A 17,500-nucleotide genomic window follows, 5' to 3' on the forward strand; every position below is an offset into this window, starting at 1 on the left:
TGCCGGTCTCGCGGTATAATCCGCGCCGTTATGCAGATTCTACGCGGACTTTATTCTCCAAGCACACAGCCTGTCGCTCTCACCATCGGTAATTTCGACGGGGTGCATCTCGGCCATCGGGCATTGCTGAGTGAGTTGCGCTCGGCGGCGGTTCGGCTCGGTCTGCAGACGGCGGCGGTGATCTTCGAGCCGCATCCGCGCGAGTTCTTTGCGCCGCAGCAGGCGCCGGCGCGGCTGACCAGTCTGCGCGAGAAGCTGGAACTGTTCGAAGCCATCGGCGTCGATCGCGTGCATGTGTGCCGCTTCGATGCGGGTTTTGCGCAAATGGGCGCGGGGGATTTTATTCTGGCGTTGCACGAGAAGGTGCATGCGAAGTTCGTGCTGATCGGCGACGACTTCCGCTTCGGCAGCGGGCGTGCGGGCGATTTCGGGCTGATGGAGAAGATCGGCGCGCAGCGCGGTTTCGAGGTGCAGGCCGTGCGCAGCGTGCTGCACGACGGCGTGCGCGTCTCCAGCACGGGGATCCGCGCGGCGCTGGCGGCGGGGCAGATGCGCGAGGCGCAAGGCTATCTGGGACGGCCCTACAGCATCAGCGGGCGCGTGGTGCATGGCGACGGCATGGGGCGCAAGCTGGGTTTCCCCACAGCGAACATCCAGCTGAAGCATAACCGTCCTCCGTTGTCCGGCATCTTCGTGGTGCAGGTGCATGCCGAAGGGATGGGCGTACTGCAGGGGGCGGCGAGCCTCGGCGTGCGCCCGACGGTGACCCGGGACGCGAAGCCGGTGCTGGAAGTGCACCTGTTCGAGTTCGCGCAGCAGATCTATGGAAAACACCTGCGCGTGGAATTTCTGCAGAAGCTGCGCGACGAAGAGAAATACCCCGACCTTGAAAGTTTGACGAAACAGATCGCGCTCGATGTGGCGCATGCGAAAAAGTGGTTTGAACAACATGACTGACGAAAAGAAGAAGTACCCCCTCAACCTGCCCGATACCCCGTTCCCGATGCGCGGCGACCTCGCCAAGCGTGAGCCGCAGATGCTGGCTCAATGGCAGGCACAGCAGCGCTACCAGAAGATACGCGCGGCCAAGCTGGGCAAGCCGAAGTTCATCCTGCACGACGGCCCGCCGTATGCGAACGGCGACATCCATATCGGCCATGCGGTGAACAAGATCCTTAAGGACATCATCATCAAATCGAAGACGCTGGCCGGCTTCGACGCGCCCTACGTGCCGGGCTGGGATTGCCACGGCCTGCCGATCGAGCTGCAGGTGGAAAAGAAGCACGGCAAGGAGATCCCTCCGGCGAAGTTCCGCGAGCTGTGCCGCGAATATGCGAAGGAGCAGATCGAGCGCCAGAAGAAGGATTTCATCCGCCTCGGCGTGCTGGGCGACTGGGATAATCCCTACCTGACCATGGACTTCAAGACCGAGGCCGACATCATGCGTGCGCTCGGCAGCATCTACGAGCGCGGCTACCTGTACCAGGGGCGCAAGCCGGTGAACTGGTGCCTGGATTGCCAGTCCGCGCTGGCCGAAGCGGAAGTGGAATACGAGGACAAGGTCTCGCCCGCCATCGACGTCGGCTTCGAGGTGAAGGACAAGCATGCGCTGGAGAAGGCATTCGGCGTGTCGCTGCCGGGCGATGCGAAGGTCTATGCGGTGATCTGGACCACCACGCCGTGGACGCTGCCAGCCAACCAGGCGGTGAGCGTGCACCCCGAGCACGAATACCGTCTGGTGAAGACCGGAAAGGGTTATCTGTTGCTGGTGGCGGAGTTGATGGAGTCCTGTCTGCAGCGCTACCAGCTGACCGGCGAGGTGGCTGGCAGCGGCAAGGGCAAGGCGCTGGAACATCTGCCGCTGCAACACCCGTTCTATGACCGCATCGTGCCCATCATCTGCGGCGAGCACGTCACGCTGGAAGCGGGTACCGGCCTGGTCCACACCGCGCCGGCGCACGGTCTGGACGACTACTTCGTGGGGCAGAAGTACAACCTGCCTAACGACAATCCGGTGGGCGACGACGGCAAATTCATCTCGACCACGCAGCCGGTCGGCGATACGGCCTTGGCGGGCGTGTTCGTGTGGAAGGCGAACGACATCGTGCTGCATACGCTGGAAGCGAGCGGACATCTGCTGCACCAGGAAAAGCTGAAGCACAGCTATCCGCACTGCTGGCGTCACAAGACGCCGATCATCTTCCGTTCCACGCCGCAATGGTTCATCGGCATGGACAGCGTCGCCTATCCGGTGGATGCAGATGTCGAGAAGCTGGTGCGGGAGGGGCGTCACGCATCGCAGGATGGGCAGCGTCTGCGCGACCTCGCGAACAAGGCAGTCGAGCACACGAAGTTCTTCCCCGCGTGGGGCCGTGCCCGCCTCGAGGCGATGATTCGCAATCGCCCAGACTGGTGCGTGTCGCGCCAGCGCAACTGGGGCGTGCCGATGCCGTTCTTCGTGCACAAGGAGACCAGTCAGCTGCATCCGCGCACGCCGGAATTGCTGGAAAAGGTCGCCGAGCTGGTCGAACAGTCCGGCATCGAGGCGTGGTTCAGCCTGAACTCGGTGGACCTGCTGGGCGAGGATGCGGCGCATTACCGCAAGCTCTCCGATACGCTGGACGTGTGGTTCGATTCCGGCAGCACGCATGCGGCGGTGCTGGCGCGGCGTGCAGACCTGCGTTCGCCCGCGGACCTCTACCTGGAAGGTTCCGACCAGCATCGCGGCTGGTTCCAGTCGTCCCTGCTGACCGGCTGCGCCATCAACGGCCGCGCCCCTTACGAGGCGCTGCTCACGCACGGTTTCGTGGTGGACGGGCAGGGGCACAAGATGTCCAAGTCCAAGGGCAACGTGATCGCGCCGCAGAAGATCTTCGACACCATGGGGGCCGATATCCTGCGTCTGTGGGTGGCTTCCACCGATTATTCCGGCGAGCTGACCATCTCCGACGAGATCCTCAAGCGCGTGGTGGAAAGCTACCGGCGTATCCGCAACACGCTGCGTTTCCTGCTGGCGAACACCGCCGATTTCGACACCGCGAAACATGCCATGCCGGTATCCGAATGGCTGGAGATCGACCGCTATGCGCTGGCGCTGACACGTAAGTTGCAGGACGAGATCGTGGCGGATTACGGGCGCTACGAGTTCCACCTGGTTGCGCAGAAGCTGCAGAACTTCTGCTCGGAAGAGCTGGGCGGCTTCTATCTCGATATCCTGAAAGACCGCCTGTATACCGCGGGCGAGGATTCGAAGGCACGCCGCTCGGCGCAGAACGCGCTGTATCACATCACCCACAGTCTGGTTCGGCTGATGGCGCCGGTCCTCAGTTTCACCGGCGAGGAAGTATGGACGGCGTTGACCGGCAAGGACGACGAGAGCGTGTTCATCGGCGAATGGCATGCGTTGCCCGATGCGGAACTGGATGCCGAAGCGATCGCTGCATGGCTGAAGGTTGAGGCTTGGCGCGCGAAGGTCAACAAGCAGCTGGAGGAGGCGCGGGCGGCGGGAATGATCGGTTCCGCGCTGGCCGCCGAGGTGGATGTGTATGCGTTCGGCGAGGATTATGACGTGCTGGCGCGCCTGGGTAACGACCTGCGCTTCGTATTCATCACCTCGCGCGCCACGGTTCATCATGCGGAGAGCGAAGCCGAACAGCACATCGACGTTTCCGCCAGCCTGCACGACAAATGCGAGCGTTGCTGGCACTACCGGGAAGACGTCGCCGCGGATGCCGCGCATCCCGCGCTGTGCGGACGTTGCGTGAGCAATCTGTTCGGCAGCGGCGAGGCGCGCAGTCATGCTTAGCCGCTGGCTGGCTGTCGCGGCGCTGGTGATCGTGCTCGACCAGCTGAGCAAGCTGTGGATCACCCACCACTTCGTCCTCGGCGAAAGCCTCTACGTCCTCGGCGTGTTCGACCTGGTGCTGGCGCACAACACCGGTGCGGCGTTCAACTTCCTGCACGACGCGGGCGGAATTCAGCGCTGGCTGTTCGGTGGCATCGCCGTCGTTGCCTCGGCCTGGATCGTGGTGCTGCTGCGCAAACATTCGGCCCAGATGCTGTTTGCGCTGGCGCTGAGCCTGATTCTCGGCGGCGCGCTGGGCAACCTGATCGACCGCATCGCCTACGGCCACGTGGTGGATTTCCTGGCGTTCCATTGGGACGAGCACTACTTTCCCGCCTTCAATGTCGCCGACTCGGCGATCACCATAGGCGCCGGGCTGTTGATCCTGGACAGTCTGCGCTCTGCCCGCCATAGCGGCGACTGATGTCATCTGTTTGATTCTCAATCGAATCATATCCTTTTGTTAAAAAGGATATAAAAAATATATATGCATTTTGCGCGATAGGCAGGGCCTGCAATTTGTGTTTCAATCCACGCTTCAATGACTTGTGGCATTGGCGGGGGATTTCTGGTGGAAGCGGAAGAGATTCTGAAGCAAAACCTGGCAATCGAGCCGGATTTGCAGAACTTCATCGAGTTTGTGCTGAAAAGCGTACACAAACTCGAGGGGAACGCGTTCGCCGCCGCTGTCGCTTTGCTTCACCTGCTGGAAAGATTGCGCCATGCCGGGGCGGCGGTCGGCCGCCCGATGACGGTCAGTCTGGCATTGCGGGAGAGGCAACTGATCGTGCAATGGGGCAAGGGTGAACAGACCAGGATCGTGACCTTGGCCAAACTGCCCAGCCCGGAATTGGTCACCGAATTGCGCACTTTTCTGGCGAATTCCGTCGCCATGGTCGATCCCGAGATACTGTTGCAACGCAACATCGACATGATGCGGCATTTCGACGAGACGCGAGCCAATGCGGAAAGGGAACTTGAAATCCTGCAGCGGTCCCTGAAACGGCGGCAGAGCGAACTGATGGAGATCATGCGTCAGGCCGAAACCGATGCGTTGACCGGCCTGTACAACCGCCGCGCTTTCGATGCACGGCTCAAGCAGGTATTCCTGCACACCATGCGGCAGAAAAGCGCACCGGTCTCTCTGCTGTTCTTCGATCTCGACCATTTCAAGGAAATCAACGACCAGTTCGGTCACCAGGTCGGCGACGAGCATCTGGCCAAGATGGCCAATGTGCTGCGCAAGGTGATTCGCGAAGACGTGGATTTCGCCTTCAGGTTCGGCGGCGACGAGTTCGCCGTGGTGATCTTCGCCGATTACCCGCATGCCTGCGACAAGGCGAAACAGGTGCTGGGAATGATGGAGGGCAAGGTGAGTGTCGGGGTCGCTACTATCAACAAGGATACCAGCGATGATCTGTCGATCGACGACTTCATCCGCCGCGCAGACAACGCGCTGTACGAGGCGAAGCGACGGGGGCGCGGGCGGACTGTGGTCGAGCCTTGCACCTCGCAGGCGAACGGGACATGCCGGGCGCCCTGCCCGGAAATGGGGTGTTGCGCATGACCCGGATAATCGACAGCGCCTTGGATTGCAAGCTGCTGCACAGCGGCCCCACCCAGGACGAGAGCACGCTGGTGCTGCTGCGTTCCAAGATATTTGCGATCGCCAAACGCTTGGGCATTTCCGACCTGAGGCGCGAGGACATTCTGTTGGTCGCTGCCGAGCTGGCGACCAATAACATCAAGCATGCCAATGGGCGCGGCATGATCCAGGTGTGGCAGCAGCCCGGCCCGGTGCTGGACATCCTTTCGCTGGATTACGGTCCCGGCATCGCCGATATCGCACAGGCCGAGCAAGATGGCTTTTCCACCGCGAACACTTTCGGCAAGGGGCTGGGTGCCATCCGCCGCCTGAGCGACGAATCCTATTTCTACTCGCAGCATAACGGCTCCGGGCCGGTGACCAAGTGGAGCGGGACCGTCTTTCTCGCCCGTTTTCATCTTGCCGCCGACAAGAGCGGGGTGCTGGGCAACGACATCGGTATGTTCTCCCGCTCGCTGTCCGACACACGCCATAACGGTGATCGCATCTATCTGCAGAAGAAGGATGGCCGGTTGCGCTGGCTGCATCTCGACGGCTTGGGGCATGGCGCGGAAGCGCAGAGTGCCACCGCCAATCTGGCCTCGCATGTCGACCATCCGGAGGGACTCGAGGCGATTCTGGCCGGAGTGGACCGTCAGCTGGTCCCTACGCGCGGCGCAGTGGCCGCGGTATGCGAGATCGACACGGCTCGGCGCGACCTGCAGCTGCTAGGCGTGGGGGATATGCATGCCCGCATCTTCGAAAAGGACGAGATGCAGTATGTCTCTTTTGCCCCCGGCATTCTGGGGCGGGAGCATCGGGCGACCTCGCCGTTCCGGGCCACGCTCGGACAGCGGAGCGTGGTTGTGACCGCGAGCGACGGTATCCGGCGCAACTGGGATACAGGGAATTTCGTCGGGCTGTTCAACCAGCATCCCCAGTTGATTGCCTACACGCTGGGGAATATCATGGGGCGCGTTTCGGATGACCAGTCGATCTGTGTTTCGGTAGTCGGTAAATAACTTAAACAATCAGGGGGAAATGCAATGGCAGCAAGGAAGAATCTCAGCGAAAAAGTCAAGGCACTGTTCGAGCTCAAGATCAGCGGCATCGCCGCCGAGCTCGAAGCGCCCGGTTTGAAATTCTTCTGCGGCGACCAGCGCCTGATGGATCCCGAAGAAGTGGCCGATCTCAGCCACGAGTTCGAAAGCCTGATCGTATCCCTGCTGGGCTCGAAAGATCCGAGCGACATGCAGTCTCCCGAATTCCATGCTTTGGAATCCTTCTTCGGCGGCCTGTCGCAACGCGTGCTGATGCGCGGCGGCCATGTGGAAGATGTGGTGCGCTATACCCAGTCGCTGCAGCTTGCCCTGATCGACGTGCTGCAGAAGGTGAGCGGCATTCCCTTCAGCGAATCGCGCTCGGTGCTGCTGTACTTCACCGGCATCTTCAACGAACTCATCATGGCCGTATTCCGCGCCTACCTCGAGGAAAGGGAAAACACCCTCCAGGCGCAGCAGGCAGAACTCAGGGAAACCGCCACGCCCATCACCGAGATATGGGATGGCGTGCTGACCCTGCCGATCATAGGCACGCTCGATTCGAACCGCACCATGCTGGTGATGGAAGCCTTGCTCAACCGCATCGCAAAAGACCACGCCAGGGCGGTGGTGATGGACCTGACCGGGGTGAAACGCATCGATTCGCAGGTCTCCCACCACCTGATCCAGATGGTTCGCGCTGTGCAGTTGATGGGCTCGGACGCGATCGTCACCGGCATCCATCCCGAGATCGCCCGCGCGCTGGTCAGCCTGAACATCGACTTCAACAACATCACCACGCGCGCCAGCATGTCCGACGGGCTGAAAGAAGCGTTCTGCCGCATGGGAATCACGGTTTCACACTAAATGTCGATTCCTGGGTTGCATCTCACGCAGATCGGGCGTGGCGATTTCCTGCTCGATCCTTCGAAAAGCCTGAATATCCGCGACAGCGACAGGCTGATCGAGGATATCGCCGCACATCTGCTGCAGGCGCGCGCCACGCGCCTGTATTACGACCTGTCCGACCTCTCGCTGATCGACCCTTTGTACTACGCATGGCTGGATGCGCTGGCCCGCGCGGTACAAGCCGTCAACGTCACGATGATATGCATCAACATGCAGCCCACCGCTGCCTTCGCCCTGTCGAAATTCCTGAAAAAGATGCCGTCATTCCAGACCGCCCTCGGCATCGAGAGCTGGCGGGAGTAAGCTACCCCGTTTTGCGGTAAGATTCGGGCACTCCGTTACCAAATCCAAGGATAGTTTCATGCAAGTGTTGCTTGCCAATCCGCGCGGCTTCTGCGCCGGCGTGGATCGTGCCATCACCATCGTCGAGCGCGCGCTGGCGTTGCACGGCGCCCCGGTCTATGTGCGCCATGAAGTGGTGCACAACCGCTTCGTGGTGGACAACTTGCGCAAGAAAGGCGCGGTGTTCATCGAAGACCTGGCCGACGTACCCCCGGGGAGCGTGCTGGTTTTCAGCGCGCACGGCGTGCCGCAATCCGTGCGGCACGAGGCAGAGGCGCGCGGCCTGACGGTCTTCGACGCGACCTGCCCGCTGGTGACCAAGGTTCACCTCGAGGTGAAGCGGCTGAGGGAACAGGGCAAGGAGATCATCATGATCGGCCATGCCGGGCACCCGGAAGTGGAAGGCACCATGGGACAGGCCGAAGGCGGCATGTACCTGGTCGAGTCGCCGGAACAGGTGCAGACGCTGCGGGTGAGCGACGAGAACAACCTTGCCTACGTCACGCAGACCACGCTGTCGGTGGACGATGCCAGCGGCATCGTTGCCGCGCTCAGGGCGCGCTTCCCGAATATCACAGGGCCGAAGAAAGACGACATCTGCTATGCAACGCAGAACCGCCAGGATGCGGTGAAGCTGCTGGTCGGGCAATGCGATGTAGTGATCGTCGTCGGCTCGCCGAACAGCTCCAACTCCAACCGCCTGCGCGAAGTCGCCGCCAAGGTCGGCGTGCCCGCCTACCTGGTGGACGATGCCCGCGGCCTGCGGCCCGAGTGGTTCGCGGGCAAAGCGCGCGTCGGCGTCACTGCGGGAGCATCTGCGCCGGAGCTGCTGGTGCAGGACGTGGTTGCGCGTCTGCATGAGATGGGCGCGACCGAAGTCACCGAATTGCAGGGCATCGAAGAGAACGTGGTGTTCCCCATTCCCAAGGCGCTGCAAATCTGATGTCCGACAGGTCTGATTTTCTCATCGCCGGTGCCGGCGCGATCGGCCTGACCAGCGCGCTGTCCCTGCTGGAGGCCGGGTATCGCGTGACCGTGGCGGAGCGCGGTGAGGTAGGGCAGGAGGCCTCCTGGGCGGGGGGCGGCATCATGTCGCCGCTGTGTCCATGGGATTACCAGGAAGCCGTCAACCGCCTCGCACTGCGCGGCATGGGGATGCTGGGTGACGCGGCGGCCCTGTTGCATGCCACTACCGGCATCGATCCCGAATACCAGCGCTGCGGCATGCTGCTGTTGCCTCCCTACCGCAAGGATGTTGCGGTGCAGTGGTGCGAGCAGCACCGCTTCCCCATGCAACTGGTCGAACTGGCCGATTACCTTCCCAAACAATACGGCGAAGGCCTGCTGCTGCCGGAGGTCGCGCAGGTGCGCAACCCGCGCCTGTTGCGCGCCTTGCGCCATCGCGTGGAAATGCTCGGCGGCACCATCCTCGAACACTGCGAGGTGAAAAAAATCGAGCTGATGGAGGGGCGCGTCGCCGCGCTGCAAACCTCGCGGGGCAGACTGGAAGCGGGGGGCTATGTCGTCACCGCCGGGGCATGGAGCAAGGTGCTGCTGGGTGAATATGCGCTTAACCTCGATATCCGCCCGATACGCGGCCAGATGCTGCTGTTCAAGTTCGATGCGCCGCCGTTCCGTCAGATCCTGTTCAGGGACGGCCTGTACTTCATTCCGCGCCGCGATGGACACCTGCTGGTAGGCAGCACTCTGGAAGACGCCGGTTTCGACAAATCGGTCACGACCGAGGCGTTCGACGACATGATGCGGCAGGTACGCGAAATCTTCCCGGACTGGCAGGCCGAGCCGATCCGCCAGTGGGCGGGTTTCCGCCCCGGTTCGCCGGACAACGTCCCCACCATCGGGCGACATCCGCAACTCGAAAATCTCTACGCCAACACCGGGCATTTCCGTTACGGCGTCACCATGTCGCTTGCCAGCGCGGAACTGCTGCGCAACGAGATCGAAGGTGAACCTCAACCGTTCGATACCAGCGTCTATCGTTGGCGATAGACGCCGTCTCCCGTATAATCACTCCTGTTTCGTGCCGGTGTAGCTCAGTTGGTAGAGCAACGCACTCGTAACGCGTAGGTCGGAGGTTCGATTCCTCTCCCCGGCACCACCATCCAAACGCATCGTGGAGCACGATTCAGCTGCTCCAACCGTCTGTCCGGCACATGGCCCGGAGGATATCTACAGGGGGATGCATGGCCTTGTCTCAACACCGTAACCGCACCGCGTTCTTCCGCTACCTTTCATGGGCGGCGGGCGCTGTCTTGCTGGTATTGGCGATCTGGTTCTTTTCGCGCCCCGATGCGCTTCCCGTGCAACTGGTCAAGGTCGAGCGCGGTGCCGTCGAGGCTACGGTGAGCAACACGCGCGCGGGCACGGTGAAGGCTTGCCGCCGCGCCAAGCTCGCTCCTCCTGCGGGCGGGCAGATCTCGCAAATGCGGGTGAAGAAGGGCGATCGGGTCAAGGCCGGCGACGTGCTGCTGGAACTGTGGGACGAGGACCTGCAGGCCCAGGAGCGACTGGCGGTGCAGCAGCTCGCAACGGCCGGCACGCGCGCCGACGAGGTGTGCACCCTCGCCGAGGTGAGCCGCAGGGATGCGGTGCGGGCGCGGCAGTTGCGCGAGCGCGGTTTCATCTCGCCGGAGGGTCTGGATCGTGCCGAGGCGGACGCGAATGCTAAGCAGTCTTCCTGCGCCTCGGCTCGCAGCGAGATCGGTCAGGCGCGTTCCCGCATTGCCGTGGCACGCGCGGGATTGCAGCGCATGGTGTTGCGTGCGCCGTTCGACGGCATCGTCGCCGACATCAGCGGCGAACTGGGTGAATATGCCACGCCATCGCCCCCGGGTATTCCCACGCCGCCTGCCATCGACCTGATCGACGACCGCTGCCTGTTCGTCAGCGCGCCCATCGACGAGGTTGATGCGGCGCAGGTGAAAGTGGGATTGCCCGCGCGCATCACGCTGGATGCGATCAGGGGCAAATCGTTCGCGGGCAAGGTCAAGCGCATCGCCCCCTACGTGATCGACCTGGAGAAGCAGGCTCGCACCGTGGAAGTGGAAGTGGAGTTCAACGAACTCCCCCCCGACGTGGCATTGCTGGTGGGCTACAGCGCGGATGTGGAGATCGTGCACACCGTGCGCGACAAGGTGCTGCGCATCCCGACGCAGACGCTGCTGGAGGGCAAGCGCGTGCTGCTCTATCGCCCCCTCGACGGCATGTTGTCTGAGCGTACGGTGCAGACCGGACTGAACAACTGGGAATATACCGAGATCACTTCCGGCCTGAAAGAAGGCGACCAGATCGTGCTGAGCCTCGACCAGGCGGGGGTGAAGGCCGGGGCGCGCGTGAAGCCGGAAGCACCCACGCCAGCGAAATGATCGAACTGCAAAACGTCAGCCGCATCTTCACCGTCGGTGACCAACAGGTCTCCGCCTTGCGCGAGATCAACCTGCAACTGGGTGGCGGCGAATACGTTTCCATCATGGGGCCGTCCGGCTCCGGCAAATCCACACTGCTCAACCTGATCGGCCTGCTCGACCGCCCGACCTCCGGCGATTACCGCCTCGACGGCGGCAATGTCACGGAGCTGAGCGACGAGGAGCAGGCACGCGTACGCCGCGAAAAGATCGGCTTCGTGTTCCAGTCGTTCCATCTGGTGCCGCGCCTGACCGCGGCGATGAACATCGAACTGCCGCTGATCCTCGCGGGCGTCGATGCCGAGGAGCGCAAGGCACGCGTGCGGCAGCTGCTGGAGAACTACGGCTTGGCCGATCGCGCCGACCACCGTCCAGACCAGCTTTCCGGCGGGCAGCGCCAGCGCGTGGCGATCGCGCGCGCCACGGTGATGCAGCCCAGCGTGCTGCTGGCCGACGAGCCGACCGGCAACCTTGATCGCACCACCGGCTGGGAGGTGCTGAAACTCCTGGAGCAACTGGTCGAGCGCAACATCACGCTGGTCATCGTCACCCACGATGCGGAGATCGGCGCGCGTGCCAAACGGCAGTTGCATATGCTGGACGGACGCATCCTTTCCGACGATCAGCGCGCGCCATGAAACCGGCCGACACGCTGCAGTTCGCCTCCCTCAGCCTGCGCAGCAGCCCGACCCGCACGCTCTTGATGATCCTCGCCATGTCCATCGGCGTGGCGGCCGTCGTCGTCCTCACCGCGCTGGGCGAGGGTGCGCGCCGCTACGTGGTGGGCCAGTTCTCATCGCTCGGTACCAATCTGGTGATCGTGCTGCCGGGACGCACCGAGACCGCAGGCATCGGCCCCGGCATGCTGCTCGGCCAGGTTCCGCGCGAGATCACGCTCGACGATGCCCAGGCCTTGTTGCGCAGCCGCGCCGTCAAACGCATCGCGCCGCTGACCGTCGGTTCCGCCACGCTTTCGCGCGGCGCGCTGAACCGCGAAGTGGTCGTGCTCGGCTCCACCTCGAACCTGCTCGAAGTGCGGCATATGAGCATGGGCGTGGGCAAGTTCCTGCCGGCGGGCGACATCAACGAAAGCGCTTCGGTGTGCGTGCTGGGCAACCAGATGAAGCGCGAGCTGTTCGGCAACGAGCCCGCGATCGGGCAGTGGGTGCGGCTCGGCGACCGGCGCTTCCGCGTCATCGGCGTGCTGGCAGAGCAGGGGGAGTCCATGGGTATGCGGACCGACGAACTGGTCATCATCCCGGTTGCCTCGGCGCACATGCTGTTCAACACCTCGGGCCTGTTCCGCGTCCTCATCGAGGCGAAGAGCCGCGACTCCATCGAGCAGGCCAAACGCGATGCAGAGCAGATCATGTTCCAGCGCCACGGCGGCGAGAAGGACGTCACGGTGATCACGCAGGACGCGGTGCTCGCCACCTTCGACCGCATCCTGCGCGCGCTGACGCTGGCGGTGGGCGGCATCGCCGCGATCAGCCTCGCGGTGGCGGGAGTGCTGATCATGAACGTGATGCTGATTGCCGTCGCGCAACGCGTCAAGGAGATCGGCCTGCTCAAGGCACTGGGCGCGCCGGCCAGGCAGATACGCAACCTGTTCTTCGCCGAGGCGGCGCTGCTGTCCAGTATGGGTAGCGTGGCCGGCGTGGCGCTGGGTTATGCGGGCAGCACGGTAATCGCCCAGATCTATCCGGTGCTGCCGGTCAGTCCGCCCTGGTGGGCGGTGCTCGCGGCGTGCGGCACGGCGCTGGGAACGGGCATCCTGTTCAGCGTGTGGCCGGCGCGGCGCGCGGCGCGGCTCGATCCGGTGGCGGCACTGGCCGGGAGGTAAGAGGCGATGTTCTTGCGCGACCTGATCAACCTCACCGCCTCCAGCTTCCTCGCCTACCGGCTGCGCAGCTTCCTCACGGGGCTGGGCATCGCCATCGGCATCGCGGCGGTGATCCTGCTCACTTCCATCGGCGAGGGTCTGCACCAGTTCGTGCTGGCCGAATTCTCGCAATTCGGCACCAATATCATCTCCATCCAGCCGGGAAAGACGCAGGTGCAGGGCAGCAACGTCGGCGTCATCAGTTCGGTCAGGCAGCTGTCGCTGGAGGATGCGGATTCGTTGCGGGGCTTGCCCTATGTCGAGAACGTCAATCCCAGCGTGATGGGCAATGCCGAAGTGCGCGCCAACGGCAAGACGCGGCGCATCACGGTGTTCGGCGAAGGACGCAACTTTGCGCAAGCCTTCACCATGAAGGTGCAGAGCGGCAGCTTCTGGCCCGACGAGGACAACGAGCAGGCGCGCGCCCTGGTCGTGCTCGGGGCCAAGGTGCGTCAGGAACTGTTCGCCGGGCAGAACCCGTTGGGACAATATCTGCGCGTGGGCGGCCAGCGCTATCGCGTCATCGGCGTGATGGAACCGAAAGGGCAGGTGCTCGGCCTCGATCTCGACGACACGGTGTTCATTCCCGCCGCGCGCGCGATGGAGCTGCTCAACCGGCCGGGACTGATCGAAGTGCAGGTGAGCTACCGCGCCGATGTGAATGTGAACACGGTGATACGTCTCATCACAGAGCGTCTGAAGGAGCGGCACGGGCGCGAAGACTTCACCATCATCTCGCAGGAGGAGGCGCTCGAAGTGCTGGGCTCGGTGCTCGACGTCATCACCTTCGCCGTCGGCGCACTGGGCGGCATCTCCCTGCTGGTCGGTTCGGTCGGCATCCTCACCATCATGACCATGGCGGTCACCGAGCGCACCGCCGAGATCGGCCTGCTGCGCGCGCTGGGCGCGAAGAAGAAGCAGGTGCTGACGCTATTCCTGGGTGAGGCGATCCTGCTGTCCGCGCTGGGCGGCCTTGCCGGGCTGGCCCTCGGCGCCGGCATCGCGCAGGGACTGCACCTCATTTTCCCGGCCCTGCCGGTGCATACGCCCTGGTTATACGCCGCGCTCGCCGAACTGACTGCAGTCAGCATCGGCCTGGCTGCGGGCGTGGTGCCCGCGATGCGCGCGGCGAGGCTCGACCCAGTGGAGGCCCTGCATGCCGAATGAGAACAAACTGCCGCGCAGCGGCGACATCTTCTGCAACGTCATCGACAACTACGGCGACATCGGCGTGACCTGGCGGCTTTCGCGCCAGTTGGCGAACGAGCAGGGCCTGAGCGTGCGGCTGTGGGTGGACGATCTCGCCAGCTTCGCCAAGCTGTGTCCCGAGGCCGATGCGGCGCAGGACAGCCAGCGCTGCCGCGGCGTGGAAGTGCGGCGGTGGCGCGAACCCTTCCCCGAAGTGCAACCTGCCGAACTGGTGATCGAAGCCTTCGGCTGCAAATTGCCGCAAAGCTATGTCGAAGCGATGGCGGCGACGGCCGAGCAACCCGTGTGGATCAACCTCGAGTACCTCACCGCCGAGGACTGGGCCGAGGGCTGCCACGGCTTGCCCTCGCCGCATCCCAGCCTGCCGCTGACCAAATACTTCTTCTTTCCCGGCTTCACCCGGCAGACCGGCGGCCTGCTGCTGGAGCGCGACCTGCTGGCCCGGCGCGACGCATTCCAGGCAGATCCCGCGCGGCAGCGGGCGTACTGGCAGTCGCTCGGCCTGGACATGCCGGAGGCGGGCACGCTCAAGGTATCGCTGTTTGGCTACGAGAACGCCGCGCTGGGAGGGCTGTTCGATGCCTGGGCGGCATCCGCCCAGCCGGTGCTGTGCCTGGTGCCGGAAGGGCGCATCCTGCCGCAGGTCGGGCAATACTTCGGCGACGCCGCACCATGCGCCGGCAGCGGCTATCAGCGCGGCAATCTGAGGGTGTGCGTGCTGCCGTTCGTCGAACAGGAACGTTACGATGAACTCTTGTGGGCCTGCGATGTCAATTGCGTCCGTGGTGAGGACTCCTGCGTACGGGCACAATGGGCATCGCGCCCGTTCGTATGGCAGATCTATCCGCAGCACGACGCGGTGCATTGGGACAAGCTGCAGGCCTTCCTGAAGCTCTATCTGGCGCCGCTCAGTCCCGCTGCAAGCCAGGCAGTACAAGGCTTGTGGCGGGAATGGAACGACGAAGGTATGGCAGGGCAGGCCTGGCCTGCGTTCGCGGCGGTCCGCGATGAACTGGACCGCCGCGCGCAAGACTGGGCAAGGCTTCTGGCGGGCAATAATCTGGCGTTGAATTTACTGGATTTTTCTGGGGAAATCGGTAAAATGCGCGCCTTCAAAATTGAGGGGCAGTAAAACATGAAAACAGCACAAGAACTCCGCGCGGGTAACGTGATTATGGTCAGCGGCGAGCCGATGGTCATTCTGAAGGCGGAATACAGCCGTTCCGGCCGTAACGGTTCCGTGGTCAAGATGAAGATGAAGAATCTGTTGACCGAATCCGCCAAGGAAACCGTGTACGCAGCCGACGACAAGTTCGACCAGATCATCCTGGATCGCAAGGAATGCAACTATTCCTACTTCGCCGACCCGATGTACGTGTTCATGGATCAGGAATACAACCAGTACGAGATCGAAGCCGAGAGCATGGGCGACTCGCTCAACTACGTCGAAGACGGCATGCCGTGCGAAGTGGTGTTCTACAACGAAAAGGCGATCTCCGTCGAACTGCCGACCACCATCGTGCGCGAGATCATCTACACCGAACCCGCTGCCCGCGGCGACACCTCCGGCAAGGTGATGAAGCCGGCCAAGATCAACACCGGCTTCGAGTTCCAGGTTCCGGCGTTCATCGAGATCGGCGACAAGGTCGAAATCGACACCCGTACCAACGAGTTCCGCAAGCGCGCCTAAGCGCCTTCCGGCTCAGCAAAAAAGGCCAACCGAGAGGTTGGCCTTTTTGTTTGCCCATACTCACTCCTTACTAGGCCGGATTGCATAGATATTTCGGCATATTTCTATTACATCGCCCCGTTGCTAGGATGCCGCGTGCAGCATGGTCGATCGTGGCAACTTCGGTGGAGGTGCGACATGGAAGAGGAAAGCGAGCGCAGTTTCAGCATGCAGGCCGAGCTGATCAGGCAGATCCAGGAAGAGCAGGGGCAGGCTCCTTGTTATGCCACACCAAATTCCGAAAATTGCGACAAGAAGAAAGAAGGCGCATGCCGCTGGCGACACGATTGTTTCAACGAGGCTGAAATGGACAAGGCAGGCCGGGGAACCTGAGTCCGGCAGGTTTTTCTGACCGACAGAGCGATCACCGGAAGGTCTAGGTGTTTTGATCGATTTGTGGCGAATTGAAATGTGCTTATACTGGAAGCCGGTCTTCGCCGGCTTCGTGTCGTTTGAACGGAGTGGCGGGGTTCTTTCATAGCCGGTTCCTGTAGATGCCCGGAAAGGGTGTTCATTCCTTGGCGTCACTTTGGCGTTCGGCAATAAAGTCATGGAGGGCAACAATGGCACTCTACGATGTCACCCGGGATGAGTTGCAAGGCATCCTTGCGCAACTGGAACAGGCACTCTACAACCACCAGCAATGGCATGCTGCGCTGATACGCACACTCGTCTGCAATCTGCCGGGCGACCGACACGATCTCAATCCCGAGGCCCATCAGGAATGCCGCTTCGGTCAGTGGTATTACGGCAAGGTGCCGGAAAAGCTGCGCAATCACGCCGGGTTCATCGCCATGGGCGAGGAGCACCGGCGCATGCACCAGCTGGCCGCCACCCTGCTGATGGAGGCAAGAGCCGGGAAAACGGTCGCCACTTTCGACTTCGACAATTTCGCCAATGCGCTCGACCGGCTGCGGCTTGAGATCGCCGCTCTGGAGCGCGAACTGGAAGACTCGCTGTACAACCACGATTCGCTCACCGGCGCCATCACGCGCTTCGGCATCCTGCCGACGCTGCGCGAGCAGCAGGAACTGATAAAACGCGAGACCCAGCTTTGCTGCATCGCCATGATGGACCTGGACAACTTCAAGGCCGTCAACGACCTCCATGGGCACCTTGTCGGCGACCAGGTGTTGGCCGCAACGGTTCACTACGTCATCGAGCATCTCCGCCCTTACGACAAGGTGTTCCGCTATGGTGGAGAGGAGTTCTTGCTCTTCCTGCAGCACACCGAATTGGCGCTTGGCTACGACATGCTGGAGCGTTTGCGTGAAGGGCTGGCCGCAATGTCTGTCGATATCGACGGTCAAACGGAGGTTCGTATCACCGCATCTTTCGGTCTGGCGCTCCTCGATTCCGAGGCTCCGGTCGAAACGTCCATAGATCGTGCCGACAAGGCCATGTACGCCGCCAAGTCCGCCGGGCGGAACTGTGTGCGGATATGGGAGGCGGGGATGTAAGTCTCCGGGCGCTCAATCCATCCGAAGGCCAGCCGCGAGGCTGGCCTTTTTGTTTGCGGCGCGCTGCTTTATCAT

At 62.6% G+C, this 17,500-nt stretch carries 17 protein-coding genes and 1 tRNA gene; all 18 read left to right on the plus strand.

The features are described from left to right. The first annotated feature begins 30 nt into the window (after nt 1-30). Nucleotides 31-957: a bifunctional riboflavin kinase/FAD synthetase gene (locus FGKAn22_RS04405; RefSeq protein WP_212786769.1), complete on the plus strand. Its 927-nt coding sequence runs from the start codon at nt 31-33 to the stop codon at nt 955-957. Further along, nucleotides 950-3,805, plus strand: coding sequence for an isoleucine--tRNA ligase (gene ileS / locus FGKAn22_RS04410; protein WP_212786770.1), 2,856 nt, complete (start codon nt 950-952; stop codon nt 3,803-3,805). Before FGKAn22_RS04405 ends, ileS begins: the two co-directional genes overlap by 8 nt. Then, complete coding sequence (gene lspA, locus FGKAn22_RS04415; protein ID WP_212786771.1) at nt 3,798-4,268, plus strand: signal peptidase II; 471 nt, start codon at nt 3,798-3,800, stop codon at nt 4,266-4,268. The genes ileS and lspA overlap by 8 nt, the downstream gene beginning before the upstream one ends. A gap of 147 nt (nt 4,269-4,415) precedes the next feature. Further along, nucleotides 4,416-5,411 (plus strand): GGDEF domain-containing protein, encoded by a 996-nt coding sequence (locus FGKAn22_RS04420; protein WP_212786772.1) that lies wholly within the window; start codon nt 4,416-4,418, stop codon nt 5,409-5,411. Further along, a complete protein-coding gene (locus tag FGKAn22_RS04425) occupies nt 5,372-6,451 on the plus strand; it encodes an ATP-binding protein (RefSeq protein ID WP_212786773.1) in 1,080 nt (359 codons plus the stop codon). Before FGKAn22_RS04420 ends, FGKAn22_RS04425 begins: the two co-directional genes overlap by 40 nt. A 24-nt stretch (nt 6,452-6,475) precedes the next feature. Then, nucleotides 6,476-7,336, plus strand: a complete 861-nt coding sequence (locus FGKAn22_RS04430; protein ID WP_212786774.1) for an STAS domain-containing protein — start codon at nt 6,476-6,478, stop codon at nt 7,334-7,336. Then, the gene (locus tag FGKAn22_RS04435; protein ID WP_212786775.1) at nt 7,337-7,681 is read left to right on the plus strand and encodes a hypothetical protein; all 345 of its coding nucleotides are present in this window, start codon (nt 7,337-7,339) and stop codon (nt 7,679-7,681) included. 58 nt (nt 7,682-7,739) lie between these two features. Further along, complete coding sequence (gene ispH / locus FGKAn22_RS04440; protein ID WP_212786776.1) at nt 7,740-8,663, plus strand: 4-hydroxy-3-methylbut-2-enyl diphosphate reductase; 924 nt, start codon at nt 7,740-7,742, stop codon at nt 8,661-8,663. Further along, nucleotides 8,663-9,730, plus strand: a complete 1,068-nt coding sequence (gene thiO / locus FGKAn22_RS04445; RefSeq protein ID WP_212786777.1) for a glycine oxidase ThiO — start codon at nt 8,663-8,665, stop codon at nt 9,728-9,730. The genes ispH and thiO overlap by 1 nt, the downstream gene beginning before the upstream one ends. Nucleotides 9,731-9,763: 33 nt before the next feature. Further along, a tRNA-Thr gene (locus FGKAn22_RS04450) sits at nt 9,764-9,839 on the plus strand. Between the two features lie 85 nt (nt 9,840-9,924). Next, entirely contained in the window at nt 9,925-11,106 is a 1,182-nt protein-coding gene (locus FGKAn22_RS04455) for an efflux RND transporter periplasmic adaptor subunit (protein ID WP_212786778.1), read from the plus strand. Further along, nucleotides 11,103-11,783 (plus strand): ABC transporter ATP-binding protein, encoded by a 681-nt coding sequence (locus tag FGKAn22_RS04460; RefSeq protein ID WP_212786779.1) that lies wholly within the window; start codon nt 11,103-11,105, stop codon nt 11,781-11,783. The genes FGKAn22_RS04455 and FGKAn22_RS04460 overlap by 4 nt, the downstream gene beginning before the upstream one ends. Further along, on the plus strand, nt 11,780-12,988 hold the full coding sequence (locus FGKAn22_RS04465) for an ABC transporter permease (protein WP_212786780.1): 1,209 nt from the start codon (nt 11,780-11,782) through the stop codon (nt 12,986-12,988). Before FGKAn22_RS04460 ends, FGKAn22_RS04465 begins: the two co-directional genes overlap by 4 nt. A 6-nt stretch (nt 12,989-12,994) precedes the next feature. After that, nucleotides 12,995-14,194 (plus strand): ABC transporter permease, encoded by a 1,200-nt coding sequence (locus FGKAn22_RS04470; protein ID WP_212786781.1) that lies wholly within the window; start codon nt 12,995-12,997, stop codon nt 14,192-14,194. Further along, nucleotides 14,184-15,368 carry an elongation factor P maturation arginine rhamnosyltransferase EarP gene (gene earP, locus FGKAn22_RS04475; RefSeq protein WP_212786782.1) on the plus strand — a complete coding sequence of 395 codons (1,185 nt, stop codon included), beginning with the start codon at nt 14,184-14,186 and terminating at the stop codon, nt 15,366-15,368. The genes FGKAn22_RS04470 and earP overlap by 11 nt, the downstream gene beginning before the upstream one ends. Before the next feature lie 3 nt (nt 15,369-15,371). Continuing rightward, nucleotides 15,372-15,926 (plus strand): elongation factor P, encoded by a 555-nt coding sequence (gene efp / locus FGKAn22_RS04480; RefSeq protein ID WP_212786783.1) that lies wholly within the window; start codon nt 15,372-15,374, stop codon nt 15,924-15,926. Between the two features lie 177 nt (nt 15,927-16,103). Further along, a complete protein-coding gene (locus FGKAn22_RS04485) occupies nt 16,104-16,298 on the plus strand; it encodes a hypothetical protein (RefSeq protein ID WP_212786784.1) in 195 nt (64 codons plus the stop codon). A gap of 230 nt (nt 16,299-16,528) precedes the next feature. Then, nucleotides 16,529-17,425 carry a diguanylate cyclase gene (locus FGKAn22_RS04490; RefSeq protein WP_212786785.1) on the plus strand — a complete coding sequence of 299 codons (897 nt, stop codon included), beginning with the start codon at nt 16,529-16,531 and terminating at the stop codon, nt 17,423-17,425. The last annotated feature ends 75 nt before the right edge of the window (nt 17,426-17,500 follow it).

The organism is Ferrigenium kumadai, from assembly GCF_018324385.1.
Lineage (GTDB): Bacteria > Pseudomonadota > Gammaproteobacteria > Burkholderiales > Gallionellaceae > Gallionella > Gallionella kumadai.